Annotated in this window: 25 protein-coding genes; 21 read left to right on the top strand and 4 right to left on the bottom strand. The window is 40.6% G+C overall.

Annotated elements, in window-relative coordinates:
• The first annotated feature begins 18 nt into the window (after positions 1-18).
• The 16 genes from GKS34_RS10155 (at position 19) to GKS34_RS10230 (ending at position 17,258) form a co-directional block, all read left to right on the top strand.
• On the top strand, positions 19-987 hold the full coding sequence (locus tag GKS34_RS10155) for a YheT family hydrolase (protein ID WP_163384967.1): 969 nt from the start codon (positions 19-21) through the stop codon (positions 985-987).
• Between the two features lie 35 nt (positions 988-1,022).
• Positions 1,023-1,721 (top strand): SOS response-associated peptidase, encoded by a 699-nt coding sequence (locus tag GKS34_RS10160; protein ID WP_163384707.1) that lies wholly within the window; start codon positions 1,023-1,025, stop codon positions 1,719-1,721.
• Entirely contained in the window at positions 1,721-2,623 is a 903-nt protein-coding gene (locus tag GKS34_RS10165; RefSeq protein ID WP_163384708.1) for an MBL fold metallo-hydrolase, read from the top strand. The genes GKS34_RS10160 and GKS34_RS10165 overlap by 1 nt, the downstream gene beginning before the upstream one ends.
• 621 nt (positions 2,624-3,244) lie before the next feature.
• Positions 3,245-5,590 carry a GumC family protein gene (locus GKS34_RS10170; RefSeq protein WP_163384709.1) on the top strand — a complete coding sequence of 782 codons (2,346 nt, stop codon included), beginning with the start codon at positions 3,245-3,247 and terminating at the stop codon, positions 5,588-5,590.
• 35 nt (positions 5,591-5,625) lie between these two features.
• Complete coding sequence (locus GKS34_RS10175; protein WP_163384710.1) at positions 5,626-6,501, top strand: beta-1,6-N-acetylglucosaminyltransferase; 876 nt, start codon at positions 5,626-5,628, stop codon at positions 6,499-6,501.
• 27 nt (positions 6,502-6,528) lie between these two features.
• Positions 6,529-7,932 (top strand): oligosaccharide flippase family protein, encoded by a 1,404-nt coding sequence (locus GKS34_RS10180; protein ID WP_163384711.1) that lies wholly within the window; start codon positions 6,529-6,531, stop codon positions 7,930-7,932.
• Entirely contained in the window at positions 7,929-9,212 is a 1,284-nt protein-coding gene (locus GKS34_RS10185) for a hypothetical protein (protein ID WP_205602052.1), read from the top strand. Before GKS34_RS10180 ends, GKS34_RS10185 begins: the two co-directional genes overlap by 4 nt.
• Complete coding sequence (locus GKS34_RS10190) at positions 9,209-10,234, top strand: glycosyltransferase family 2 protein (RefSeq protein ID WP_163384712.1); 1,026 nt, start codon at positions 9,209-9,211, stop codon at positions 10,232-10,234. The genes GKS34_RS10185 and GKS34_RS10190 overlap by 4 nt, the downstream gene beginning before the upstream one ends.
• Positions 10,235-10,259: 25 nt before the next feature.
• Positions 10,260-11,354 (top strand): glycosyltransferase, encoded by a 1,095-nt coding sequence (locus tag GKS34_RS10195; RefSeq protein WP_163384713.1) that lies wholly within the window; start codon positions 10,260-10,262, stop codon positions 11,352-11,354.
• Between the two features lie 13 nt (positions 11,355-11,367).
• On the top strand, positions 11,368-12,384 hold the full coding sequence (locus GKS34_RS10200) for a glycosyltransferase family 4 protein (RefSeq protein ID WP_163384714.1): 1,017 nt from the start codon (positions 11,368-11,370) through the stop codon (positions 12,382-12,384).
• Between the two features lie 52 nt (positions 12,385-12,436).
• Complete coding sequence (gene pssD, locus GKS34_RS10205; protein WP_163384715.1) at positions 12,437-12,925, top strand: PssD/Cps14F family polysaccharide biosynthesis glycosyltransferase; 489 nt, start codon at positions 12,437-12,439, stop codon at positions 12,923-12,925.
• Positions 12,926-12,976: 51 nt separating this feature from the next.
• Entirely contained in the window at positions 12,977-13,456 is a 480-nt protein-coding gene (pssE, locus tag GKS34_RS10210; protein ID WP_163384716.1) for a PssE/Cps14G family polysaccharide biosynthesis glycosyltransferase, read from the top strand.
• Positions 13,457-13,504: 48 nt separating this feature from the next.
• Entirely contained in the window at positions 13,505-14,515 is a 1,011-nt protein-coding gene (locus GKS34_RS10215; RefSeq protein WP_163384717.1) for a Gfo/Idh/MocA family protein, read from the top strand.
• 8 nt (positions 14,516-14,523) lie between these two features.
• Positions 14,524-15,390 carry a hypothetical protein gene (locus tag GKS34_RS10220; protein WP_163384718.1) on the top strand — a complete coding sequence of 289 codons (867 nt, stop codon included), beginning with the start codon at positions 14,524-14,526 and terminating at the stop codon, positions 15,388-15,390.
• Positions 15,391-15,420: 30 nt separating this feature from the next.
• Positions 15,421-16,266, top strand: a complete 846-nt coding sequence (locus GKS34_RS10225) for a polysaccharide deacetylase family protein (protein WP_163384719.1) — start codon at positions 15,421-15,423, stop codon at positions 16,264-16,266.
• 17 nt (positions 16,267-16,283) lie between these two features.
• A complete protein-coding gene (locus tag GKS34_RS10230) occupies positions 16,284-17,258 on the top strand; it encodes a beta-1,6-N-acetylglucosaminyltransferase (protein WP_163384720.1) in 975 nt (324 codons plus the stop codon).
• Positions 17,259-17,303: 45 nt separating this feature from the next.
• Here GKS34_RS10230 and GKS34_RS10235 read toward each other — a convergent pair whose 3' ends face one another.
• On the bottom strand, positions 17,304-17,711 hold the full coding sequence (locus GKS34_RS10235; RefSeq protein ID WP_205602053.1) for a hypothetical protein: 408 nt from the start codon (positions 17,709-17,711) through the stop codon (positions 17,304-17,306).
• 37 nt (positions 17,712-17,748) lie between these two features.
• On the bottom strand, positions 17,749-18,024 hold the full coding sequence (locus GKS34_RS10240; protein ID WP_163384722.1) for a malectin domain-containing carbohydrate-binding protein: 276 nt from the start codon (positions 18,022-18,024) through the stop codon (positions 17,749-17,751).
• Between the two features lie 292 nt (positions 18,025-18,316).
• On the opposite strand from GKS34_RS10240, the gene GKS34_RS10245 reads away from it, so the two are divergent.
• The 5 genes from GKS34_RS10245 (at position 18,317) to GKS34_RS10265 (ending at position 23,484) form a co-directional block, all read left to right on the top strand.
• Positions 18,317-19,315, top strand: coding sequence for a 3-oxoacyl-ACP synthase III family protein (locus GKS34_RS10245; protein WP_163384723.1), 999 nt, complete (start codon positions 18,317-18,319; stop codon positions 19,313-19,315).
• 12 nt (positions 19,316-19,327) lie between these two features.
• Complete coding sequence (locus tag GKS34_RS10250) at positions 19,328-19,906, top strand: hypothetical protein (protein ID WP_163384724.1); 579 nt, start codon at positions 19,328-19,330, stop codon at positions 19,904-19,906.
• 147 nt (positions 19,907-20,053) lie between these two features.
• Positions 20,054-21,637, top strand: a complete 1,584-nt coding sequence (locus GKS34_RS10255) for a toxin-antitoxin system YwqK family antitoxin (protein WP_163384725.1) — start codon at positions 20,054-20,056, stop codon at positions 21,635-21,637.
• Between the two features lie 44 nt (positions 21,638-21,681).
• Entirely contained in the window at positions 21,682-21,849 is a 168-nt protein-coding gene (locus GKS34_RS10260; protein ID WP_163384726.1) for a Lacal_2735 family protein, read from the top strand.
• A 159-nt stretch (positions 21,850-22,008) separates the two neighbouring features.
• Positions 22,009-23,484, top strand: a complete 1,476-nt coding sequence (locus tag GKS34_RS10265; RefSeq protein ID WP_163384727.1) for a DUF6600 domain-containing protein — start codon at positions 22,009-22,011, stop codon at positions 23,482-23,484.
• Between the two features lie 72 nt (positions 23,485-23,556).
• Here GKS34_RS10265 and GKS34_RS10270 read toward each other — a convergent pair whose 3' ends face one another.
• Positions 23,557-24,480 carry a sugar phosphate isomerase/epimerase family protein gene (locus GKS34_RS10270; protein WP_163384728.1) on the bottom strand — a complete coding sequence of 308 codons (924 nt, stop codon included), beginning with the start codon at positions 24,478-24,480 and terminating at the stop codon, positions 23,557-23,559.
• Positions 24,481-24,724: 244 nt separating this feature from the next.
• Positions 24,725-26,440, bottom strand: a complete 1,716-nt coding sequence (locus GKS34_RS10275) for an Ig-like domain-containing protein (protein WP_163384729.1) — start codon at positions 26,438-26,440, stop codon at positions 24,725-24,727.
• Between the last annotated feature and the right edge of the window lie 46 nt (positions 26,441-26,486).

Below are 26,486 nucleotides of genomic sequence, written 5' to 3' on the forward strand. Positions count from 1 at the left end.
ATGCCCCTAAGCTACCGAATGCCTGTCCTGAACGAGTCTAAATACAATCCACACCAATTTTTATTTAACGGACACCTGCAAACTTTGATTCCCGCCCTTTTTCGGAAAAATATACCCTTATCTTTTGAGAGAGAAAGGATTAATACAGAGGACGGTGATTTCCTTGATCTGGATTGGCTCAGGCAGGGAAGTTCGGATTTGGTCATTATCAGTCATGGCCTGGAAGGAAACAGCCAAAGGCCTTACATGAGTGGCATGGCTGATAATTTTTTCAAAACCGGGTATGATGTTCTGAACTGGAATTTCAGAGGTTGTAGCGGTACGGAAAACCTAAAACGGTCTTTTTACCACTCTGGAGCTACCTGGGATCTTGAACAAGTGATACTTCATGCCCAAAAAAACTACCAATCCATTTATTTAATCGGTTTTAGTTTAGGAGGAAACCTGACTCTAAAGTACCTTGGAGAAAAGGAATGGCCTGGACATGAAAAAATAAAAAAAGCGGTTTCCATTTCCGTTCCCCTGGACCTGGATGGCTCTTGCAGGCAAATTGATCATATTTCCAATAAAATATACGCCTTCAACTTTCTTTATTCTTTGAAACAAAAAATTAGACAAAAGGCCCTGAAATTTCCAGAAATTCTTTTTGGAAAATCCCTGCGTCGAATCAATAGCCTCCGAAAATTTGACGATGTTTTCACAGCTCCTCTGCACGGCTTTTCACAGGCCGCAGATTATTACAGGCAATGTTCTGCGCTTCAATTCCTACCCGGTATATGCAAGCCGACTTTGGTATTGAATGCCCGGAATGATCCTTTTTTGAGCGCTTCTTGTTATCCAAAAAACAGGGAGGTCAATCCGGAGCACCTTTGCCTGCAATATCCCAAGCAGGGAGGACATGTAGGCTTCAGTCCAAGATCAAAAAATGAACGCTACTGGTCCGAAGTCCGGGCACTTGAATTTATTCAAAGTGAAAACTACCTTTAATCCAGGTAAAATCCTCAAGCCATTAACCAATTCTTATGTGTGGTAGATATTCTTTAGCAAAAACCAAAATAGATCTGGAAAACAGGTTCGCCGCTGAAATGCTGGAACCTTTTGAACCCAGGTACAATATTGCACCGTCGCAATTAGTACCCGTAATAACCAGCGATAGCCCCAAGGGGTTTTCTCATTTTTATTGGGGATTGACACCCGCCTTTGCCAAAAACAAACCAGTGGCCACCAAGCTCATAAACGCAAGGGCAGAGACCATTACAGAAAAAGTAACGTTCAAATCGGCATTTAAGAAGCATCGCTGCCTGGTACCTGCGGATGGGTTTTATGAATGGAAAAAAATCGGAAAAAAAACCAAGGTACCTTACCGGTTTGTTCAGCACGGAGAGGAGCTGTTTGCCTTCGCCGGGATCTGGGAAGAATACGAAACAGAAAAAGGAGATATCGCACACACTTTTTTAATTCTGACAACCAGCCCCAACCAACTCACTTCAGAAATCCACGACAGGATGCCGGTGATTCTCAAAAAAGAACAAGAATCAAAATGGTTGGATCTGACTACCCCAGAAGAAACCCTACTTGAGATGCTTCAACCCTACCCTGACTCAGAAATGATGAAATACACGGTTTCTCCCATGGTCAATCAAGTAGCCAATGATAACCCCTATGTAATCCGAAAAACCCTCCCAATGGATCAATTTGGCAACTATACTTTATTTGGATAATGTACACGATAAAAACCCTGGACCTTCACTTTCAGAAAGAAGGTCATACCATTGCAAGCTTTCTAATTTCGGACCAAAATCACCGGGTTTTAGTGGAAACAGGGCCAGAAAGCACCTGGCCCCAACTCGTATCTGAGCTTCGTAAACACCAACTCTCTCCAGGGGATATAGACGCCGTTTTGTTAACCCACATTCATTTTGACCATGCCGGGGCTGCATGGAGATTGGCAGCGGCAGGTGCGAAAATTTACGTTCATCCCTTAGGTCTTCCCCATTTGGCCAGCCCTGAAAAACTTTGGCGATCAGCAGCCAAAATTTATGGAGAAGCCAATATGGGGAAACTTTGGGGCAACATGTATCCCATTGATAACCAAAATTTAATTCCTACAGCAGACCTTAAAGCAGTAGCCATTGGGAAAATGACGTTCATTCCCCTGCATACCCCGGGCCATGCCGTACATCATGTAGCCTGGAAACTGGGCAAGAACATTTTTACAGGTGATGTAGCGGGGGTAAAAATAAACGATGGACCAGTGGTTCCCCCCTGCCCACCACCGGACGTTCATCTGGAGGATTGGAGAGAATCCATGGATAAAATTCTGGCACAAAAACCGGATAAATTATACCTGACTCATTATGGTATGGTGACTAATCCAGCCCAGCACTTTGAGCAGCTGAAAGTGTTATTAAATGACTGGGCGGAATGGATGAAAATCCGTTTTCAGGAAGAAATACCTGAAGAAATAATTATACAAGAATTCACGAGCTATACAGGCAACCAAATGGCTGACTGTGGTGCCAACCAATCCCTGAGGCAATTGTACGAATTAGCCAATCCGAGCTGGATGTCAGTGAGCGGACTTCTCCGGTATTGGAAACTTAAAAAATTAGGTATTATTTAATTTGTTATATTTTTTATTTATTTATTTAAAAAATTTAATTCAGATCATTTTTAACTACTTTTTTACAATATTTTTATACGAAATATTAGTATTATTTAATTATAGTTAATTTTTAATAAATTTTTTTTATAGAAAATATATAATATTAATTTTCTTGTTTTTACAAAATATACTATTCCAAATTTTAAAATCAGCCAAATTTAGAAAATTATAACATCGTCTAATTTCTCCCCATTTATTCTTTTGATCTTCTGTATTATTCTAAGTAAGGGAACATGATAATAATCATAACATTTTCTGAAAAAAAACATTTGGCTAATCCATTTTATTACTTTACATTTGTAAAAATGTATTTCGAATACGTAAAAAGGTTTATAACAGCAACGTAGCCGATACATCGATTTAAGATGCATGGGTAGGTAATATTTAAATATTATAAGTATTTACTATAATATCTAAATATTTTATTTTTAAACAACAGCAGCCATCCCGTTGGTGAATCCGCCTAATTTAATAATGGGATACAACCTTCAGTCCTCTCTGTGGGATTGACTCGACGAAGTTGTGCACAAACAGCAAATAGAATTTAGTTTTTTACTTCACCGTCTTTCTAATTAAAATATGGACATTAAGGACTTATTGAACCAGGAAATTGACTTGAAAAAATCAAGTTCCGTTCCCCTTGAATTTTACATGAAGAAATACCTTAGACACTGGTATATTTTTTTAGCAGGTGTGATAGTATGCTGCGGTGCAGCCTTAACATACATATACTATACGCCAAACCAGTACGAAATCACTTCCACATTGATGATAAACAACAGTGAGGAAGCAAAAAAAGGATTTTCAAACAATACTGTTCTGGATGATTTAGATGGTTATCAGTCCACAAATATTGTTGAAAATGAAGTGGAGGTATTGACTTCCATTTCTCTGATCAGAAAAGCCTTGGAAGAATTGAATCTATACAATACCTTCTATGTAGAGAATGGGTTTAAACGGTATAAGGAACTGTATGGGGACGCGGTACCTGTCAGCATTAGCTATAGCAAATTAAATAAGCAAGCAAAAAAGTTTACCGGAATGGTTCGTCTTGAAATAGTAGATGACCAATCATTTGAATTAGAAATGGAAGAAGGTGTTAAGAGCCGGCATTCCTTCGGAGAAAAAATAAGCAATTTTTTCGGGGAGTTCACCATTCATTTAAAAGAGGATCAGCAGGGTTCTTATCCGGAAATCATCTTTTTTACCTACAATGACCTGCGCGAAATGGCATTTGAATACAGTGAAAGCATCAATGCTGAACCTACAAATAAGCTCTCTACAGTCATTTCCCTTACCCTGTTGGCTTCTATACCTGAAAAGGGAGAGGAGTTTTTAAAAGCATTAGTTGAAGTTTATAATAGTGAGGCATTAAAAAATATCAATTCTACAGCGGCCAATACGCTTGATTTTATTGATGAACAAATGGAGAAACTCACCTCCGAACTTGCAGAAATTGAGCAGGCGGTTGAAACCTACAAAAACGAAAACTCGATTTCTGACTTAAGCGCAGAATCCCAACTATACCTGGAAAATTCCAGCACTGCCAAGCAGAAACTTTCCGAATACGATATTTCCATAGAAGTCCTGAATAACCTGGAAGAAAATTTAACCAGTAGCAACAATTTATCCAAAATGGTACAGGGATCACTATTGATTGAAGATGTCGCTTTATCTGATTTGGTTAAAAAATACAACGAACTGCAACGCGAACGTCAACGGCTTTTGAATGGAACGACTTCAGACAATCCCTTAGTAAAAAACCTGGACGAGCAACTTTCTAGCCTCCGATCGGATCTATTAGAAAACATTCAAAGTAGCAAAAGGAGTATCCAAATTGCCAAAAAAAGCCTTGAGGAAAATGCCTTGAAAATCGAAGAAAGGGCCAACCGGGTCCCTCAAATCGAACGGGAACTGCTATCCATTACCAGACAACAGGCCACGAAACAAGAAAACTACCAGTATTTAATGAAAAAAAGGGAGGAATCCGTCCTTTCCCTGGCTGCCACATCTGTATCCAACGCCAGGGTCATAGACCCCCCTATGGCAGGACTATTCCCTGCCAGGCCACTGAAAAAGCTAATTATGGTATTTGCATTTATTTTTGGATTGGGCATTCCATTCGGGATGATTTACCTAAATGATTACTTTTTTGGTAAGATTGGGCAAAAAAATGAGGTGGAAACTCTGAGTCAGGTGCCCGTAATGGGTGAGATATCCCATGAAAAAAGAAAAAACCTATACCTCGGAAACTACCAGCACAAATCCCTTATCGGAGAACAGGTAAATCTGGTTTGGACAAATATGAAATTTGCTTCGATGCGAAAACCAAATCAGGTGATTCTAACTACCTCCAGCATTGGAGGAGAAGGCAAAACCTTTTTCAGCATAAATCTAGCACGTACTATTGGGTTATCCGGTAAGAAAACAGTGATTTTGGAATTTGATCTCAGAAAACCATCTGTTCTAAAGCAACTTGGTATCAATTCGGAAAAACCTGGAATCAGCGAATACCTCTCGGATGAAAACTATCTGACCCGCGATATATTGACACTTTCAGAACAAAATCCAAATATTTTCTTGATTGGCGCTGGAAAATTGCCAGATAACCCGATTCAAATCATGAACAGTCCCAGATTAGAGGATCTTTTTAATGAGTTAAGGAGTAAATTTGATCATATCATTATTGATAGTGCTCCTATCGGATTGGTTGCCGATGCGTTTGCTCTTTCTCCTTTCGCCGATATGCTGGCCTATGTGGTCAGGTACTACTACACCAAACCCAGTCATCTCAAATTAATCAATCAAATAGCAGAACAGGGAAAATTTACGAATCCTGTTTTGGTTCTAAATGATGCCAAATCCGAACATAGTTACGGATATGGATATGGGTATTATTACGATAAAAAAACTGCAAAAATTTAATTTATAAGATCAGGTATTATTTTTCTCAATCGATAATGAAACACGCGATCCTATTTTTAGCCTATAAAAACATCGATCATTTGGTCGAATACATTAATTGTCTGGATGATGATTTTCTGTTCTACATACACCTGGATAAGAAAAGTAAAATCAAAAGCGCTTCAATCGAAAAGCTTTACCGACAAAAAAATGTCGAGATCATAAGCCGCGAATACTCTGTGAATTGGGGAGGGTTAAACCTCTTAAAGGCTTTACTCCTTTTGGCAAAAGAAGCCCTGAAAAATAAAGAAATTGGCTACCTCCACAGCATGAGTGGTCAGGACTTTCCTATTAAGAGTTGTAAGGAAATTAAGAACTTTTTTAAAGAGCATAAAGGGAAACAGTTTATTGAGCATTTTCCCCTGCCCTCAAACCGATGGGCGGGAGGCGGTATGAACCGATTAGATTATTATAATTTTTACGACGTTTTTAATAAAAAAACCAAATTAGGTACCCAGTTAATAAGTGCTTCGCTGAAAATTCAAAAATTTTTAGGTTTCAAGCGAAAACCCTTTGCTGCTTTTCCTAAGCTTTACGGTGGGTCGGTATGGTGGTCGTTAAGCAGCTGTTGCGTCAGTTACGTCATCAATCTATTGGATAAGGATCCCGCAATAATGGAGCGAATGAAACACACTCATTGCCCTGAAGAGATCCTATTTCAGTCGGTGCTTATGAACTCACACTTTGAACCCTCCATTATTGGAAAAACCATGACCCTGGTGCTTTGGGAATATCGGAATGGTAATAGCCCGGCTACCTTGGATAAATCTGACCTACAAAAAGTATTGAAATCAAACAAATTATTTGCCAGGAAATTTGAGTACCCTGTTTCAAAAGAGCTCGTGAGACTTATAAAAAAAGAAGTGGCCTGAGGTCGGCTTCACAATAAATTTTTTACAGTGATAAAAAATATTTTACAAAATAAGGTTTTTAAAAATTTTTCATACCTGACCATTGGTAGTATACTATCTCAACTGATCAGTTTACTAACGGTGTTTAAAATAACCAAAATTCTTCACCCAGACGATTATGGGCTCTATACTTTCATGATTGCTCAGGGTACCTTATTACTTACAGTGGGCGATCTGGGCATTCGAAATATAGTCATCCGAACAATCGCCAGAGACCCTTACCGTTCCAAAGACCTGATCTACAATGGTGCCATTTTAAGAACGCTGGCCCTTCTGATCCTGGGAGGTATATACTTGGTGTACAATCACTTGCTTGGAAACTTACAGGCTGAGGAACTTCTTTTTGTCCTTTTATTTGCACTTATTTCTTGTTTTGGGAAACTATTTGAAACTGCTTTCCTGGGACATCAAAAAATGCTCCCCCCATCTGTTATCAACCTGGGCTTCAGTATAGTTTGGTTCCTTTGGATTTTCTTACTTCCAGGAAAGATTATGGATGTACCCTTTCTTTTTTATTCCTTTCTTGGTTTAAACGTCCTAAAAAACCTGGTATTTCATGTCACTTTAAGAAAGCATGGCCTCATTTTGGGAAAGATGAAAAGCTTTGTAACTTCTTCTTATTCCTTGCTTAAAGAAAGCTGGCCCTATTTGGCCTTAGTATTGGTGATGCTTCCCTACACCAAGTTCACTAATAACTTTCTTGATATCAATTCAACACGGGAAGAAATTGGCTATTTCAACCTATCCGAAAGGCTAACCGGACCGATTTCGTTTGTGCTTGATTTTGGCTTGGTGGCTATTTTTCCAAATTTGTCGGCTCTTTGGGTTTCTAACAAAATCAAATTCAAAAATTTTGTAAGTATTGGTTTCAAGTATTACATGCTGTTTGGAATGCTGCTATGCTTTCTTTTCACCCTTTTCGCCAAAGAGTTGTTTGGGCTAATTTTCCCTGAAAGTTACCTTCCTGCGGTTTTGGTATGTCAGCTTCAGGTCTGGTACCTATTCCTAACTTCCATAGATAGTTTGATTGGGACGGTATTCGGAGCTACCAATAACGAGCGAAAAATTCTTCGATTGGGAATTGTAAATTCACTCTTTTCCACTCCAATTTTGTTCTTCAGCAGCCAATATGGGGCTTTGGGATTGGCCTCGGGAATGGTTTTTTCCTTTGCCATTTTCCAGGTTTACCTCTGGCATGTGTTTAGGAAGACCCTTCAATTCAAAATAGAAGACAGAAGTCTAATGTGGGTATCCGCTGCGGTATTGTTTGTTTTCTCCTATTTCATAGGAAGCGAAATCGATATTATTTACAAGCTGTTGGTTGCTTGTCTGGCATTAATACTTACTGGCATGTATTTTTTTAGGAATTATACGCTTGCAAAATCAGTATGAAAGAAAAATTACTCATAGTATATATCTTCCTGCTGGTTATCATCAGCTTAAATTTTTTTGATGCTACTTTCATCAATCAAAAAATAGTCAATTACCTGGGTTTTTTTGTGGTAATGGGAACGGTACTGGTTTCATCAATTTACATGTTCGATAGAAAGGCTGGTTTTGTAATACCTGTACAGATGATCTCGTTATCCATTATTTTCTCCATGGTGATGGCTCTTTTTTCCTGGGGGCAGGGATTTAAAGACAGCTTATTAGAGACTTCCCAATACATGCTTTGGCCTTTGTTCTTCTTGTTACTTCACTTGAAAATTCCAATTCGTACCCTTGAAAAAATTATTCTTGCATACGGTGTACTTTATGTTCTTCTGTATTTTTTTCAATACGCCAATGCTCACACCGTATTATTTGGAAAACCCATTTCAGGTGAAGAATTTTCGGAGCAAAGAGGGGCTATACGCATCATTTTTCCCGGAGCTGGAATCTTTATTTTATCCATTTTTATTGCCATCACCAAAATCACTCAAAATGACCGTTATAAATGGCTGTATATAGGATTAGCAATACTAGGATTAATAATACCGGTGATGCAAGTAACCAGACAATTTATTGCCGGGGTATTTCTGATCTATTTTTACCATTTCTTTAAGAGCCAGTCTTTGCTAAAAAAATCTCTAATCCTGGGGGCATTTGCAGGTGGAATGCTCGTCCTGGTGAATTCGGATATTCCCATGATCAAAGGGGTCATAGAGGTGCAGCAAAGGGATATAAAATTGGGTAAAGACTACATTCGGGTTCAAGCTGGTGAATATTTTCTAACCGATTTTTCTCCAAATATCCTAAGTCAAATCTTCGGCAACGGGGCTCCAAACTGGGGGATCTCGTCTTACGGTAAATTTATGGAAAGGCTTAGTAATACACATGAGTATTTCCTCTCCGATGTGGGGATAATTGCTGTCTATGCCATGTTCGGAGTTTTTGCCATTGCAGGTTTTGGGCTGATGTGGTACAAAAGCTTCGTTTTGACCGTCCCTAAGAAACACCAATATGTAAAATATTATTTGTGGTACCTGTTATTTACCAGTTTAACATGGTATTCGGTATACCACTATCACTACGTCATTGCTACCATTTTTGCCCTTTACATCTATCACCGATCCAGTATGGAACAAAAAAAATGGGACATCGTCAAGCATTTATTAAAAACCACATCCGACACTACAGGGCGTACCATGACGTCAGCCCCCGTAAACGATGAAAAGCTGATCAACCAATGAACGAACCGACCCTATCTGTAATCATGCCGGTATATAATGGAGAAAGGTATTTGCAGGAAGCTATAGACAGCGTTTTAAAGCAAAACTTTACGGATTTTGAATTGATCGCCATTGACGATGGGTCAACTGATGGCTCTAACGAAATTCTTAAAGGACAGTCCGACCCCAGGATTCGGGTTCTAAGCAATGGGATCAATAAAGGTATTTCATTTACAAGGAACAGGGGACTGGATGAGGCTAAAGGCGAGTTCCTGGCATGGATGGACTGCGATGATCTTATTGCTCCGGATAGGTTTAAAAAACAATTGGCATTTTTCAAAACCCATCCCCAGGTAGGTATATGTGGCACCTGGCTGACCCGATTTGACGAAAGAAAATCCGAAGTGTCCAAATCTCCTCTCGAACACGAGGCAATTAAAGCAATGCTTTTGTTCAAACCCGCTATTTGGAATGCTACAGCCATGTACAGATTAAACTGGATAAAAGAAGCCAACCTTTCCTTTGACCCAAGACTCGCTGTGGCTGAAGACTTCGACTTCTACTGGGAAGCCTGCAGGAAACTTCCGGTGGCCAACCTACCCGAATCCCTATACTACTACCGGGATTCCGATTCAAGTATTATGAAAAGGTTTGATGGAGCAGAGGAACGGAGTTTTTCCATCCACAAGATTATATATGAGAAATCGCTTCGAGAACTAGGCATTACCCCTACCGAAGATCAACTTCGTATTCACCGCAGCATTGGATCTACCTATTTGTTTCAAACTTATCGATCGTACAAGGAAGCTTTTGAATGGTTAGTATATCTTCAGGAGAAAAACAAAATTCAAAAAATTTACGATTCGGATGCTCTTTCCGAGATTCTAGGCAGTATTTTTTTCTTTCTAAGTAAAAAATCTTCTCAGGTAGGCCTACCTGTGTTTTTCTACTACCTGAAAGAACTCAAAAAATTTTATCCGGCAGATCTGTACCAAACCACCAAATTACTGATAAGGTGCCTCATTAAATACAGACGTTTTTAAACGAACATTTTTACAACACACTGAAATGAAAAATTTATTAATTGTCACCAAGTCTCAATATGGATACCACATTGACCCATACAAGTTTGGGTATTACCTGAAAAATGATTTTCAGATCACCCACCTGAGCTGGGATTTTGGTCTTCCGAAAATCACCGTTCCTGGCGTACAAACAAAGTACCTTACTAGAGAAGGAAGCAAAGCAATGCGGTTTTTCCAGTTTCTGAAGCAAATAAATAAGGAAATCAAAACCGGAAACTATGACCTGGTATTTTTGGTATATTTTCCCGGATGTTCTTTTTTACTTAGGGAAAATCCGCAACAGATTTTCAATTTGGATATACGCACAGCAACGGATACAGACAGTTCCCTGATTAACTTTTGTAAAGACAAACTTTTAAAATGGGAAAGTTCCAGATTCCCACGCCTATCCATCCTAAGCCATGGCCTGGCAAAAAAATTAGGTTTTAAAAAATACCATTTTCTTCCTCTTGGAGGGGAAAGATTCTGTACAATTAATAAATCATTTGATCAGGCAAATCTATTGTATGTTGGCACATTGGAAAACAGAAATCTTCTGGTTTTTATTCGTGGGTTTCATAAGTTTTTGAAATCCCTGGATACTGCCTACCCTTCCATTTCCTTGACTATCGTCGGAGACGGACCCGGAAATGAGCGTAGTGAAATTGAGAATTACATCCAATCAAATCACTTGGAAAAGGTGATCAAAACAACCGGATATGTGCATAACGACTTATTGCACGATTATTTTGAAAAGGCAAACGTGGGAGTATCATTTGTGCCCATTACCCCCTATTACACGCACCAACCACCCACCAAAACCTATGAATACTTACTTTCAGGCTTGCCTGTATTGGCCACCGCCACCGAAGAAAATGCAAAAATTATTAGTGATGATTGCGGCGTTCTTGTCCAAGACTCTGAGGAAGCCGTGACAAGTGGACTAACGAAACTAATGCAGCGATTAAAAGAATTCGACTCAGAAAAGATTCGTCAGGCATGTAGCGAAAACTCTTGGCAAAACATATCTAAAAATAATCTGAGGCCCTATCTGGAGTCACTTATGTTTACAAATCAAATGTCATTCCAGATCGGATAACGGCCACCTATGTATGAAAGTAAATTCTATAAAAACACTTTATGTCACCAATATGTACCCTACTAAGGAACATCCGGTAGACGGTATATTCATCAAAGAACAAATTCAGGATTTGTCTGAAAAACTCCCTTTTCTGGCAGAGATTGTATTAATTGATTCGGTATACAAGGGGAAAAAAGAATATCTAAAATCCATCTTTTCCATTCCCAAGATCATCCAATCAAAGGCTTTTGACCTAATTCATATCCATTATGGCTTATCGGGATTATTTCTCCTTTTCTTTAAGCCGCAACAAAAGGTGTTTTTGACCCTTCACGGCAGTGATATTCAAAAACGAAAGAAAAACGGCTGGCAGGTTTGGTTAACAAAAAGAATTCTTTCCAAAGTCGATCAGGTTTTCGTCCAGAATGAAGCCATGAAAAATCTTGTATTTCCCTATAACCAAAAGGTTGAAGTACTTACCTGTGGGGTGGATGCGGAATTCTTCAGACCAGAACCACAACTCAAATCCGAGAGAAATTCTAAATTAGTCTTGTTTCCAAGTAGCCCTAAAAGGGAAGTCAAGGATTTCCCACTATTTACCAAGGTAATAGATCGAGTTAAAAAAATGGTCCCTTATGAGATTGACACTGCCTGTATCGATCAATTAAGCAGGTCAGAAGTTAAGTCCCTACTGAGCAAAGCTGACTGCCTGCTATTGACATCCAAAACAGAAGGGTCCCCCCAGGTGGTGAAAGAGGCGCTATGCTGTAGCCTGCCGGTGGTCGCTGTACCTGTAGGGGATGTGAAGGAAATCGTAGAAGGATTACCTAATTGCCCGGTGGCCTCCTCTCATGACGTGGAAGAGCTTGCAAATCTGTTGATCAAGACTCTTAATGAGGAGCGTGGTGACATCCGGAAAGCCTTTTTAAAAAAGGGCAAATACCAGCACCAGTCCATTGCAGAAACCATGGCGATGCATTACCTCCGGGTATTGGATAAAAACTTCGCTGAAACCCAACCCATGAAATCCGTTACAACCGTCTGCTGAAAGTTACAAGAATAAAAACACTATTTAAACTCATTTTATTAAGAATCTCTTTATGAAAAACTCAGATAAAAAGAAAAGGATTATACTTATCTGTTCGGACGGCGGTCACTTGGCTCAAATTATGGAATTGAAGGATTGGTTTGTCAAATACGATTACCTCATTGTCACGGAGAAATCCCCTTCCACTCTCCCCTACGCCCAGCATCTCAACATGAAATTTCTTAAAGGAAGACCGAAAGGAAGGAAGCGAAACCTGAACTTCTTTTTCCATTTACTGGTCAACTTTTTTCTAACCATAAAAATACTTCTGGGACATTTTCCAAAGGCAATCATCACAACAGGCAGTCATACCGCGGTGCCCATGTGTTTGATCGGGAAGTCCCTGGGGGTAAAAGTGGTTTGGATATTATCCTATGCCCGGATCAAATCACGAGCTGCTTCGGCGGATTTAATTTATCCCATCGCAGATAAATTCATCATTCAATGGCCCGAGCCCCAGAAATTTTACAAAAAAGCAATTTACCTGGGTGGAATTTACTAAAAGTCAATTTTCACTACGAATCCTTTACGTTAACATTTTAATTCGACTACAATGATCTTAGTATTATTGGGAACGTTTCCGACACAATTCGAAAGACCGTTGATTGCCATTGACACCCTTTGCAGGGAGGGTATTATCCGTGAAGAAGTCATTGTCCAAAATGGTTTTACGAAATTCCCTTCCGAATACCTTACCTACAAACCATTTCTTCCAGTAGAGGAACTGGACCACCTGTACCGGGAAGCTCGTATAGTAATTTCCCATGCCGGGTCTGGTTCCCTTTTGAAGGGAATTAAGATGGGCAAAAAAATAATTGCTATCCCCCGAATGCCAAAATACGGGGAGGTAGTGGATAACCACCAAATGGAAATTCTGAGTGAGTTTGAAAATGAAAACTATCTTCTTGGATGGCGAGAGACAGACCAATTAAAGGAACTATTGATTCGGACTGAAAATTTTAAACCAAAGCCATTCATCTCAAAAAAACAAAATATCATTGACTTTCTTGATGAATATATGCAGTCCCTTTAAGCAATAGATAAATAAAACACAAAAATAACTTTCAATTCATAAACAAAAATGATACGAGCAGGAATAATTGGATTAGGTAAAATGGGTATTTCCCATTGCGCCATCCTGGGAGCCCATCCAGATGTAAATCTTGTAGCTGTATGTGACAGCTCCTCATTAGTAATTGAAGCTTTCAATAAACATTCAAGGTTTAAATGCTTTACAGATTACCGGAAAATGGTAGCTGAGATGAATCTTGACTGCATTGTGATTGCATCGCCTACGAAATTTCACGCGGAAATGGTGCATTTTGCCCTGGACCACTCTCTCCATGTTTTTTGCGAAAAGCCTTTTGTGCTAAACCCAGAAGATGCGGAAATCTTAGCCACCAAGGCAGAAAGGAAAAATCTAGTCAACCAGGTGGGATACCACAATCGCTTCCTGGGCACCTTCAATGAGGTAAAAATGTTGCTGAACATGCAGGCTTTAGGTGAGGTGTACCACTTTAGCGGTGAATCCTATGGGCCAGTGGTTTTAAGAGAAAAAGGGAGTACCTGGAGATCCCAAAAGGGTCAGGGAGGGGGTTGTTTGTATGACTACGCATCCCACACCATTAACCTGATACACTACTTGCTGGACAAACCGGTGGATGTGGCGGGCACCCAGTTAAAACGGATATTTTCCAATGACGTTGAGGATGCTGTATATTCGAGTATTACCCTTAGCAATGGACTTAGCGGGCAATTATCTGTTAATTGGAGTGACGAAACACATCGAAAAATGAATACCCAAATAACCGTTTTGGGCAAAAAAGGAAAGATAATCGCAGATGCCACGGAAGTTAAAATATTCCTAAAAGAAGCCAACCAGCTATTAGACCTAAAAAAAGGCTGGACCATAAAATACCTAACCGAACTTACTTCAAATGTTGACTTCTACCTGAGGGGAGAGGAATATTCGTCACAAATCGACCATTTTATTAAGTGTATCACAACTGCAGAAACAAACAATAAAAGTTCTTTCAGAACCGCCTCCTACACCGACCAACTTATTGCCAAATTAATCACAGACAGTAAATAAGAAAAACCATGGAAAGAGTACTATTCGGTGATAACCAATTTTTCGGTGTCAACCACAGTTCAGATGAAAAAGCAAGAGCTCAAACTATCCGCTTTCAGGAGGATGATGCCATCATGGCGGTATTAGACACAGCCATTGACGAAGGAATAAATACGTTCATGTGCACCACACATGATCGTATTGGCGACATTTGTAACCGCATCCGGGGAAATGAAAAGTACAAAGATTTCAAGATATATCCCTGCATGCCCTATGCCCACAAATACGCTAACGCCGTAACAGAGCTAGGCTATTTGGGTACCATTAAACAATTTGTACCTGGAAATATCTTCACCACCTTTGCCAAAGGAGGGTTAGCCTTTATGAAGAAAGACTTTAACGAACTGGCCAGACTGATGATTGATGCAGAAATGAAGATGTTTAAGGGAATCGACACACCGGTGATTTGGGTACAAAATGTGATCACAGATTTACTCTTGGGGCTGGGTATGACTGATTTTCTAGTCACCTACTATAACCATATAAAAGAAAAATACCAGGCTGAACCCGGATTCATCACGATGAATCTACCCCTGTTGCTAGATACCTTGGAAAAAGCCGGGATAGAAAATCCGACCATTTGCGCTTCCATCAATAAGGTTGGCTTCAGAATGTCTGGGGGTATTAAAAAATACGAGAAAGTAATCTCCCAGAAAAGATGCAGACTGGTAGCCATGCAAGTATTGGCCGCAGGTGCTATACCACCCAAGGAGGCATTTGAGTACGTTTGTTCACTGGATGGGGTTGAGTCCATTCTATTCGGAGCCTCTTCCAGAGCCAATATCCGACAGTCAAAATCAATCATCGATGGGAATTCGGTTTTGGTTCATGGATAGTCTCTAACAATAAAAAGCCTTTAGACTTTTATGAAAAAAATTGTTTTCGCCTTGCTGAGGTATTCCGGACTCCCTGTCCTTTTCAGGGAGGTTTTTCAAAGAAATAAAGTTTCGATATTGGTATTTCACGACATCGACTTTCCAACCGCTGAGAAGTCGTTTGCCTACCTCTCCAAACACTATAATTTCATTTCTTTGGAAGACCTAATTGCTGCCATCCAAAATCAGGATGGCAGCAAACTCCCTAAAAAGGCCATGGTTGTCACTTTTGATGATGGGCATGTAGGAAACCATGAATTACTTCCCGTATTCAAAAAATATAAAGTACCGGTGACCATTTTCCTTTGCTCGGGAATCATTGACACCTCTAAACATTATTGGTTTTTGGAGGAATTAAATAAAGAGACGCTCCGTTACTTAAAGCAAATTCCCAATGAAGAAAGGGTTTCTTTTCTAAGGAAAAAAGGATTTGATTCGGGAAAGGATTACCCGGATAGACAGTCATTGTCCGCTACTCAAATAGAAGAAATGGCCACTTTCGTATCCATGCAGTCCCATACGGTTTCTCACCCTATTCTTAGCAATTGCGAGGACGAAGAATCAAAATGGGAAATTACCGAATCCAAATCTGCACTGGAAAAAAAACTAAAAAAGCCAATCAATGCCATCGCCTATCCGAACGGTAGTTTTACTAAAAGAGAAGTTCATTTTACCAAAAAGGCGGGATACAAGTGCGGGTTAACAGTGAAACCTGGCTTCAATTCCATCCGAAGTAATCCATTTGAACTCAAACGCCTAGATCCAAATGATTCCCGGAACATCAACGAACTGATTGTGAAATCTTCAGGAATCCAATCTATTTTTAGTTTTTTTTAGCTCTTTAATACCGACCAATGACCATTAACTATTTGATACTTGCTCATACCAATCCACCCCAAGTAAAAAGACTGGTTGCGGCATTGAACCAGAAAAATACCCGGTTTTATGTCCACGTAGATTTGAAAACAAATCTTTCCCCCTTTAAAGAGGCATTAAGCGAATTCCCCAACCTCTACTTACTTCCCGAAGATCAGCGTGAAACCTGCAACTGGGGAGGAATAGGGATTGTAAAGGCAACCTTAACCATGCTCAGATTGGTGGAAGAAAGTGGGGAAAAAGGTTATGTTGTCCTTTTGAGCGGACAAGATTATCCTGTAAAATCCAAAGATTACATCGGTACCTATTTTCAAAATAATGCCGGAAGTGATTTTATTTCCTGGTTTTCCCTGCCCACAAGTCGGTGGACCCGGGGAGGAATGGATCGAATAAACCGGTATAAAATAGATTTATCTGATAAAAAAGGTGATTTTGTCCAACTGCCTTCCATACATTCTCGGGAATTTTATAGCTTCGGATGCCTGAAAAAGCTGGTGAAGGTAATCTCGAGAAAGAAAGTGAGTAAGCTGTCGGTATTATTGTACAAAAAAAAATTTCCTCCGTATCTGAAGCCGTATGGCGGGGATACCTGGTGGGCCTTAAGAACAGAAACCACCTCCAAAATTCTGAGGTTAATCAGGACACATGCCGACTTGATGAAATTCATGAATTTTTCCAACTTACCGGATGAAATGTTGTTTCAAAGCCTGGTTCTAGAAATTAACAAAGAAAACTTAGACTCAATCAAAAATTCGTTGACCTATGCGAATTGGTCGGGCAAGGATGAAACTTCGCCCCGAACCTTTACTCCCGAGGATCTACTACGACTAAAAGCGCTTCCTCCTGATTTTTTATTTGCCCGGAAATTTGATCTAAATCTATATCCACAGCTTCTGGATAGCATAGAACAAGAACTCTTACCTGACCAAAGTAAAAAAAAACGGAGCCAATAACCCAAGATAGTTGGCTCCATTCCTTTGATTTAGTTTGAGAAATAATCAAAAATCGCAAACGATTAATGGAATTATCTTTTTTTTCAAAATACTAATTAGGTAAATCCCTTTCATCGGTAAGAGATTACGAGCATTTTCTTTATGAAGGGTTGTAGGATCAAATTGGAACAAAAGATTTCCCAGGGTATAATCGATCAAAACTTGTTGAGAATTCTCAGAATCTCGTTCCAGGAAAACCTGATCAATGGCAAGATTGGGGTAAATAGAAACCAATGCTTCTGAATCATTGTCATTTTTATCTTCATTCAATTTCTGAGTTTCAGCTTCAATTTGCTTCATTTGCAAATTGGAGGTGGAAGAGGCCGTAGTACTGACGTTCAATAGACCCGAAATAGTTGCCCTCTTGGCAGATGCCTCCATTTTAAGTTGTAATACTCCATCCTTAACCTCCACCTCCTCAAAAACCCATTCAAGAGGCTGGTTATTATTTTCAAAAAAGGTCTAATTCATTTTTTACTACCTTCCCCTCCAAAGAAATGGTAAACACCCTGTTCCCTGCACTTGCTTTGGGGACTTTTTTTCCATACCAAAGCTCATTATGGAAAGTGACTACGGTATATTTACCATTCTCTACGGGAACCATTATTCTAAGATCAGGTGAATTTCTTTCCAGCTGGTAACGTTTTCTGCTGCTGGCACCGGAATTACTAAATTTATATGAAGTACCGGAAACCAATTTCGCCCCTGGATCCGAAGAAAAAGCCATAGCCTAAAACACTAGGGATTCGTTGCTATACTATATCTTCCAGACTTAAATTGTCTGCACCTCCGCCTCCGGCACGTCCATTTGAAAACTTCTGCTTTTTCTATTAATTCTAAAAAATCAATTTTAATGAATCTGTGATAAACGATATTTTCAGAGGGGATTTTTAATCCATATGAGATTAAGGGTAAGTTAAGCTGCATTGGCAAGAATTGAAATTCATAATCACAATGCCAAAATTGATTTTTAAATATTATTTACCCTATTTGCCAATAAAAAAATGCCCTACTGAACCATGAAAAACTCCCTAATAGTCGGGGCCGGCCACTACCTGCCGGAACGAATTGTCACGAACGATGAACTTTCCACTCTTATGAATACAAGCGATGCCTGGATCATAGAGCGTACGGGAATCAAAGAAAGAAGATGGTTTACCCCTGGAAAAGACACTGTTACCAGCATGGCCAAACAGGCATCCGAAATGGCCATTAAAAATGCCGGAACAAAAACCTCCGAAATTGACTTTATTATTTTTGCTACCATCACCCCCGATTACTTCATTCCCGGTAATGGTGTGTTGCTTCAACGGGAGTTGGGATTACAAGGAATCGGAGCACTCGATGTCCGAAACGCCTGTTCGGGATTTGTATATGCACTCTCCATCGCTGATCAATTTATCAAAACAGGCATGTATAAAAACATTCTTGTGGTCGGAGCAGAAATCCAATCGTCAGCCCTGGACAAAAGTGATGAAGGCAGGTCAAGTGCCGTAATTTTTGCCGATGGTGCCGGTGCTGTGGTACTGCAGGCAACAGATGAACCCAACCGGGGCATTCTTTCGACCCACCTCCATGCAGATGGCGATTTTGCCGAAGAACTCTATGTAAAAGATCCCGGTAGTAGTCGGGAAGTTAGGATTTCCCAGGAACTAATCGATTCAGGTTCATTCAACCTGAAAATGAATGGAAACACGGTTTTCAAACATGCCGTGGTCCGATTTGATGAAGTAATACGGGAAGCACTAAGTGCCAATCAATTGGGGCCGGAGGATTTGAACTTGCTCATTCCTCACCAAGCCAATTTACGAATAAGCCAGTTTATTCAGGCTAAGCTTGGCTTGGAGGAGAGGCAGGTTTTTAACAATATCATGTATTATGGTAATACGACCGCAGCCACCATTCCAGTGGCAATTTCGGAAGCAATAGAACAACAACGAATTAGCCCCAATGACCTGGTCTGCCTCGCCGCCTTTGGAAGTGGGTTTACCTGGGCTTCCGCGCTGATCAGGTGGTAAAAAAAAACATCCATGAACCTTAGCCATACCGAATTACTATCGATCACCCGGGACCGAAATCTTTTCGAAAAAATAAGTGCTGCAAAAAACTTAATCGTCAGCGTTTTTTCTGAAGTTGGCAACCAACTAGCGACCGTCAACCTCAAAGAAGTGCATGCCACGGAAAAAGGTATAAAAATCAGTAAGGGAAACGAACTGCGACAGTGTCCCTATCAGGTTTTGGATATCGTAAGGGATTTTGACATGAATAAAGGTCTCAATATCCGAATTTTACACTGGTGGGGACGAGGGATGTTTCTGTTCCTTTTTTTTGGTAAAAACCATCCGGCTTTAGAAAACCTCCTTCCGAAAAAGAGTCATGTACATGAATTTTCGGTTTGTATGACAGATCGTTGGGATTACGGCGAGATCATTGATAATGGTAAAACGCAACATTTTAGCTCTATAAAAATTAAAGAACATCTTCGGATTTTCTCCCACTTACAATTGGTAAAACCCATCTGCATCGCTAAAAATGAAGCTATATCCGAAACATTAATTTCGGAAATTACAGAGTCGCTTACCCTAATTGGAAGTATTGAGGACAAGTAAAACCAACTGCCACACTAATTTTAAAACAAAAAATTAAAATAAACCAAATTTTTCCCAAACTAAATAAAGTTTTTTAACTATATAATGTAAATTGGAACCAATATTGGACGCAATCCGTAAGACCATATTAAATTAGTAAACAAACCCATGAAATACGTAATTGCCTGTCTCCTGACCTTCTTTTTTTTGGATTTTGCTTTTGGACAAGGCCAGGTAGTAAACTTATATAACAAGGACTCAACCCTCATGGGAAACGGTGTGATGGTAAACAATAGGATGGATGGACTTTGGAAGTTCATCAATCCAAGAACTCAAACACTTATCCAGCAGGGAACCTTCGATAATGGGGTGAAAGATGGCCAATGGATCAGCTATTATTCCAATCAGCAAAAGCGAATTATTGCCGAATACAAAGACAACCGCCTAAATGGTGCTTATCAGGAATTTGATCTCGGAGGAGCTCTGGTAAAGGAAGCCGTCTATCAAGACAGTGTACTAGTTGGTCCCTATAAGGAGTATTATGGCAATCAAGTAGAACTTGGATATGGCAATCCGAAACAGGTAAAAACCGAAGGAAACTACGTAGATGGGAAAAGATCCGGTAATTGGGTGTTCTACTATGAGAATGGCGAAAAGGCCGTAGAAATTGCCTACAAAGAAGGAATCAAAGATGGAAGCTATAAGGAATATTCCCCCTATGGTGAATTAATTGTCGAGGCAAATTACGAAAATAATCAACCCCAAGGTGATTTTAAGAGGTACTCCCCGTCTGGAAGGGTTCAGGAGGAAGGAAAATATAAGGATGGAAAAAAAGTGGGCGAATGGATCCGGTATTTTCCGGATACCCGAATAGTGGAATCTGAAAAAAACTACGACCAATCTGGTAACAAAACCGGGACCTGGACCTATTACTACGAAAATAGAAGAATTGCGCGAATAGAACGATACGAAAACGACATTCCGGTAGGACTTTGGGAAGAATATTTTCCGGATAAGTCAGTGTCCAAAAAGGTTAGTTATGACTTAGGGGTACCTGTTGGTGACTACATCGAAAACCACAGCAATGGCAGACCATCGGTAAGGGGGCAATATGAAAATGGATTTCGAACGGGTATTTGGAAAAGTTACTACCCCGAAGGCAAATTGTATTCCATAGGAGCGTATAAAAATGACGTTAAGTCTGGTTTGTGGAAATACTTCAATAAAATCGGGATTTTAATTGCGGAAGGCAATTATCAACTCGGGAATGAAACCGGGCAGTGGTTTTATTACTACGATGGAGGACAGTTGAAATCGGTTGGAAGCTATTTACTGGGCAAAGAAGATGGCATGTGGGGGCTCTTTTATGACAATAAGCAACTTACACAGGAAGAATCCTGGGAGTTTGGCAGGCTGATGAATGTCACCGAATACAACTCTTACGATGGTTCCCAAACGTTGGACGCAGGCACACTTAAAGATGGAAATGGCACCCGGATAACCTATTATATCAATGGCCAAAAAGAGTCCGAGGGTAATTACAAATCCGGAAAACCAGATGGCACCTGGAAGTATTTCCATGACAATGGGAAGTTGGCATCCGAAGGGCAAATGGAAGAAGGTCAGAAAGAAGGAGCCTGGAAATATTATACACGATCAGGTAACCTGGAGGATATAATTAACTTTAAAGAAGGTGAAGTCGTACCGGAAGACGTACCCGAAGAAAGCGATTTGTTTCAGGATTTTAATTAAATCCAAACAACGGGCAACCAATGCTGTTGTATAAAAAAAAAGATATGTTCGGACTATTCAAAAAGAAAACAGAAATGGAAAAGTTACAGGATACCTATAAAAGTCTATTGGAAAAAGCCCACAAGGCTTCTCATCAAAACCGTAGCCTTTCCGACAAATTAATGTCAGAGGCTGAGGAAGTAGCAAAAAAAATTGATTTATTGAAAAAATAGTCTTTCCAAAATACAGAATAATATATTATTTTTTATTAAAAATATCTCTATATTTTTTTACATAAGCTCAAAAAAGGGCATATTTTTTTGTTTTTTACCGGATTTGAAACATGGTACACTTATTGACGTATGAAGTTATACAACCAATTATTAGGTGCCATGAAAACATACACATTCAAATCATCCCGGTTAAAGAAAACCTCCTGGTACGCCTTACTCACTCTATTGATACTTGTCTTTGGAATAAATAATAATGTGAGTCAGGCAACTCCCGTTGCCGTTTCTTTTCAGGTATTTTATGATGAACTCAGTCCTTATGGAGATTGGGTGCAAGATCCACATTACGGATATATATGGATTCCCTATGCAGAAAGGGATTTCCAACCCTACCGTACCAACGGCCACTGGGTAATGTCAACCTATGGCAATACCTGGGTCTCCAACTATGATTGGGGATGGGCACCCTTCCATTACGGCAGGTGGTTTTACAGCGACTTTTATGGTTGGGCGTGGATTCCAGACTACGAATGGGGTCCTGCCTGGGTCAATTGGAGAACTGGTAGAGGTTATTACGGGTGGTTTCCATTAGGTCCCAGAACGCAATTTTATGCATCCGTCCATTTTCCAGCCTATGCCCACTGGGTATTCGTGCCCAGGAGAAGGTTACTTAGCAGAAATATTTACCGGTATTACATCCCCGGAAGAAATGTAAACCTTATTTATAATCAAACAACGGTGATCAACAATACCTATGTCTATAATAACCAGCGCTATGTTGCCGGACCTAGTAGAAGGGAATTACAGCAGGTCACCCGAAGGGATGTGCCCGTATTTGAAGTACGCGAAGAGCGACGACCTGGTAGATCTTCTATCACGAATAACAGCATTCGCCTTTACAGGCCTGAAGTTCAAAGGACTCAGGCAAGCAATAGAAATCAGGTTGTTTCCAGACCAAAAAACTATATCCCATCTAGTGAGTATAGTGCCCGTAGTAGTCAGCAAGTCCGGTCGGAACGACGAGCTACGCAACCCAACAGTTCTTCTGGAAATAGGGTAAGGTCAGAAGTACTTCGAAATAATCCTACTCCTGATAGCCGCTCTGCTAACCGTTCCATAAGACAGTCCGGAAGGTCCGGTTCAGCAATGGATCAAAGTAGGGGAACCTTTTCTCCGAATCGGTCAATGGACAGAAACAATCAGGTATCGGGTGCCAACGAAACTAACAGGAGATTGCAAGCAGCTCCGGGAAGCAGAAATCCGTCAGTAAATCGTCGGAATAATTCCTCGAATCCCCAAACTGTGCGCCCTGCTCCATCTCAACCTCGGGTGACTAACAGACCTTCGTCCTCCTCTGTACAGAGACAGGCGAGACCATCCACCCAAAGGATGCAGTCAAGCAGTCCCTCTCAGGGTAGGGTAACTAAATCCGCTCCCCGGCCAAATACATCCGTGAGGAGATCTGCCCCGGCTGCAACAGAAAGTAGGAATGTCAGGCGCACCCCGGCACCTAGCCCTACCAGAAGCTATCAAAACAATAGTAGGAGCGAATCATCCTCCAGGGTAGCCCCCCGGACGCAAAGAACACAACGAAGCGCTCCTTCCCCAGCGAATCAACGTTCCCGGAGAGGAAATTAACAGGTATTATTTTAATCAAACAGAAAAGGCGGTATAATAACCGCCTTTTCTGTTTGAAACCGTGATAGAAAGTCAAGAAACTGCCTTCACTGCGTTTTTCATTTTCAATAAGCCAGTTTTGGCTACCTCCAGCGGATCTCTTTCCCAATAAGCCGGGTTGAAAAGCTCTAGAGAAAGTACTTTATCTCCTCCCATTCGCTTCAGATCACTGATAATCTGTGGCAAAGGTGCCACCCCATCTCCGGGATAAACCCGATCCTTATCCTGCTGTTGCTCTCTGGGGATATCTGCTGGAAAATCGTTCATATGAAAAATTTCTATCGCCTGTCCATGTATCAATTTTAAGCCTTCAAACCCCGAACCTCCACGAAATAAATGGTAAACATCGGGGAGCAACCGGGTATCGGGATCATTGGCCACAGCAGCCACCATCAGCACCTGACCCAAATGATGAAAAGGGGTAAATGCTCCCCAAAATTCTAGCTGAGGCATCACTCCCGTTTTTCTCCCCAGATTCAGTAAAGCTTTGTATTTTTTCCCGGCAATCATTAAATCCACTGGAGCCTCAGCCCCAATACCAGGAGCAGCCACTCGTTTACAGCCAATTTCAGCCAGCATATACATCTCCTCCTCCATTTGCTTAAAGCCCTGCTGACTTTTAGCCTCGTCTGTCGCCATCCATGGCGCAAAGCCAATTGCATTTTCTACCCGAAGTCCGTTGTCCTGGATTAAACCCCGAATCTCCGCTGTGCTATTCCCTTCCGCGATATACTGCTTTACGTCTTCTACCCATACCTCAATCCCATCATAACCTGCTTCTCCAGCAATTTCTATATACTTACGGAGTCCAGGCTTTTGCCCCCGGATAGTGCTGGTATTTAGGCAATAACTAAAATTAGATTTTTTTGGTGAACTGGAAAAAGAGCTGAATGGAGTTAAGGCCGCAACAGAGCCTAGCCCCAAACCTTTTAACAAATTTCTTCGGTTGGTTTTCATCTGTCTATATTTTTTTCAACGGTCATAACCTGTCCCGCACCAAAGGTCGGGATAGCCTGTCCCGATACTAAATCGGGAGAATCTCGCATGCTTTATAATCATCCCATTGTGTGACGTTTTCATCATGCTCGATTTCATGTGTTAACTATTGGCATGTGGTTTTGGTTTGATAGTAAGACTGCTTATCAAACCAATAAAACTACAAAAAATTTCCGCCACTTCAGCCAGCATAGTTCGCCTAAACCTAAAACTTTTTAAACTTAAACGTTTGATTCCCTACCTTTGCAAGGTAAATACCCTCCGGCAAAGAGGCTATTTCAAGACGAACAGAACATGGCATCGGCTTTTCAATTGTCACCAGATGAGTACAATCATTACCTGAAAGGTCTACTATCCGTATTTCGCTTTCACAGAATTGCAACCCGTCTATCCTAATTTCAGAGAAAGCAGGGTTAGGATAGACCAGTACTTTCTTTTCCATAAGTTCGAAAAGCTCCACCGCCCAAATTTCAGAATAGCTTGATTGCCCGTCCCGATCTACCTGACGAAGCCTGAAATAAATCCTGCCGGCTCCCTGAACAGGGACAAAGTGGCTGTAATTTACCTGGGTAAAAGCATAGCCTACTCCTTCCACACGGCCCATCACCCGCCATTTCTTCCCATCAAAAGAAGATTGTATGTCATAGTAAGAAGAGTTTTTTTCGTTTGCCGTTGCCCACTTTAAAGCTACCCCCCTATTTCCTATTACACGTCCCGAAAAATCAATCCATTTCACCGGAAGGGTAACCTGATTTACTTCTATTGTCACAAGGGCTTCATCACATTGCAACCCACCATCTCCACAAATTTCATAAGTAAACTGATCAGTCCCATAAAATTCAGAAGCTGGAGTATACTCTATAGCCCCAGTGTCTAAATTAATGGAAAGAGTACCGTTTTGGGGTCCCTCCAATATGCTTAAATAGGCTGGATCAAGGATTTCTGCAGGCAAATCATTATCCAAAACATTTAAAACTACCGGCTCTTCCTGATTGGTGAATCCTTCGTCATTATTTGCTGCCACAATATCAAAAACGCCTACTTTGTATGCGGCAAACGCCAGGTCACTACTGCCGTTCAAGCGATAGCGCAAACTTCTAACACCCTGGTAGTTTCCCATGTTAATACCAAAGGATTCCAATTCCGCTACCCATAGACGTAAATCCCGGGAACTCTTAGTAAAGGCCGCAGAATTACCATCCAATTCATAAAAATCGGCAGACCACTGCCCCAAAATATCAATAGTAGTATGGTTGATGCTTAACGAATTCCCTACTTGATTTCCATTTTCATCGGTAAGAAAAATTTCATCCAGTGTAGAACTTGGGTCGGCAAACTGGGTCACCAAAATATCAGGAATACCGTCACTTATTTGAGTGGGATCAATGATTCCTGAAAAATCAAAAATAACGTTGCCAGCCGCTATATTTGCTACTCCTGTGCCGTAGTCCAGGCCCTGAAGACCATCTGTAAGGAAAGTAGAAAGATTGGGTGGTACGCCAAATGGTGGCGGATCCGAGATACCTCCATCCACTCCATCGTAAATCTGGGCCAAACCTATATAGGTACCTGAGCTTTTTGGCTGAATATTTCTGACAGGAAAGGCCTGATAAATCTGTTCAGAATGGGGAACACCTTCAGATATCAAACGTCCGTCATCCACACCGGTCGAATAAACCGTACCCTGCCAGGTAAACCCCAGTAAATGATGTGAATCATCAGGCTGTACTGGATTATTAGCTCCGGCGGCTGATGTCCAGTAGCCATTAAAATCAGTATAAATCTGAGTTGCTCCGCCATAAGTTTGTGCAGCGTTCTCCAGTGGGCCTGCAAAAACGAACACAAGAAGATACCCGAAACTCCTGAATACAGAAATGTTTCGTTGAATAAATATATTTATTAGTTTGATCACAAAAACCATTGGTACCTGTTTCTACCTCCCCTTCCAACCAATGCATACAAATAAG

It is taken from the genome of Cyclobacterium jeungdonense (assembly GCF_010994275.1).
GTDB lineage: Bacteria > Bacteroidota > Bacteroidia > Cytophagales > Cyclobacteriaceae > Cyclobacterium > Cyclobacterium jeungdonense.

Bases quoted from the DNA above. Each gene is read 5' to 3' on its own strand.
- GKS34_RS10255 (WP_163384725.1), top strand. From the start codon at position 20,054: ATGAAATACGTAATTGCCTGTCTCCTGACCTTCTTTTTTTTGGATTTT.
- pssE (WP_163384716.1), top strand. From the start codon at position 12,977: ATGATCTTAGTATTATTGGGAACGTTTCCGACACAATTCGAAAGACCG.
- GKS34_RS10185 (WP_205602052.1), top strand. From the start codon at position 7,929: ATGAAAGAAAAATTACTCATAGTATATATCTTCCTGCTGGTTATCATC.
- GKS34_RS10155 (WP_163384967.1), top strand. From the start codon at position 19: ATGCCTGTCCTGAACGAGTCTAAATACAATCCACACCAATTTTTATTT.
- GKS34_RS10170 (WP_163384709.1), top strand. From the start codon at position 3,245: ATGGACATTAAGGACTTATTGAACCAGGAAATTGACTTGAAAAAATCA.
- GKS34_RS10175 (WP_163384710.1), top strand. From the start codon at position 5,626: ATGAAACACGCGATCCTATTTTTAGCCTATAAAAACATCGATCATTTG.
- GKS34_RS10270 (WP_163384728.1), bottom strand. From the start codon at position 24,480: ATGAAAACCAACCGAAGAAATTTGTTAAAAGGTTTGGGGCTAGGCTCT.
- GKS34_RS10195 (WP_163384713.1), top strand. From the start codon at position 10,260: ATGAAAAATTTATTAATTGTCACCAAGTCTCAATATGGATACCACATT.
- GKS34_RS10165 (WP_163384708.1), top strand. From the start codon at position 1,721: ATGTACACGATAAAAACCCTGGACCTTCACTTTCAGAAAGAAGGTCAT.
- GKS34_RS10275 (WP_163384729.1), bottom strand. From the start codon at position 26,440: ATGGTTTTTGTGATCAAACTAATAAATATATTTATTCAACGAAACATT.
- GKS34_RS10220 (WP_163384718.1), top strand. From the start codon at position 14,524: ATGGAAAGAGTACTATTCGGTGATAACCAATTTTTCGGTGTCAACCAC.
- pssD (WP_163384715.1), top strand. From the start codon at position 12,437: ATGAAAAACTCAGATAAAAAGAAAAGGATTATACTTATCTGTTCGGAC.
- GKS34_RS10200 (WP_163384714.1), top strand. From the start codon at position 11,368: ATGAAAGTAAATTCTATAAAAACACTTTATGTCACCAATATGTACCCT.
- GKS34_RS10190 (WP_163384712.1), top strand. From the start codon at position 9,209: ATGAACGAACCGACCCTATCTGTAATCATGCCGGTATATAATGGAGAA.
- GKS34_RS10265 (WP_163384727.1), top strand. From the start codon at position 22,009: ATGAAAACATACACATTCAAATCATCCCGGTTAAAGAAAACCTCCTGG.
- GKS34_RS10215 (WP_163384717.1), top strand. From the start codon at position 13,505: ATGATACGAGCAGGAATAATTGGATTAGGTAAAATGGGTATTTCCCAT.
- GKS34_RS10260 (WP_163384726.1), top strand. From the start codon at position 21,682: ATGTTCGGACTATTCAAAAAGAAAACAGAAATGGAAAAGTTACAGGAT.
- GKS34_RS10160 (WP_163384707.1), top strand. From the start codon at position 1,023: ATGTGTGGTAGATATTCTTTAGCAAAAACCAAAATAGATCTGGAAAAC.
- GKS34_RS10230 (WP_163384720.1), top strand. From the start codon at position 16,284: ATGACCATTAACTATTTGATACTTGCTCATACCAATCCACCCCAAGTA.
- GKS34_RS10240 (WP_163384722.1), bottom strand. From the start codon at position 18,024: ATGGCTTTTTCTTCGGATCCAGGGGCGAAATTGGTTTCCGGTACTTCA.
- GKS34_RS10250 (WP_163384724.1), top strand. From the start codon at position 19,328: ATGAACCTTAGCCATACCGAATTACTATCGATCACCCGGGACCGAAAT.
- GKS34_RS10245 (WP_163384723.1), top strand. From the start codon at position 18,317: ATGAAAAACTCCCTAATAGTCGGGGCCGGCCACTACCTGCCGGAACGA.
- GKS34_RS10225 (WP_163384719.1), top strand. From the start codon at position 15,421: ATGAAAAAAATTGTTTTCGCCTTGCTGAGGTATTCCGGACTCCCTGTC.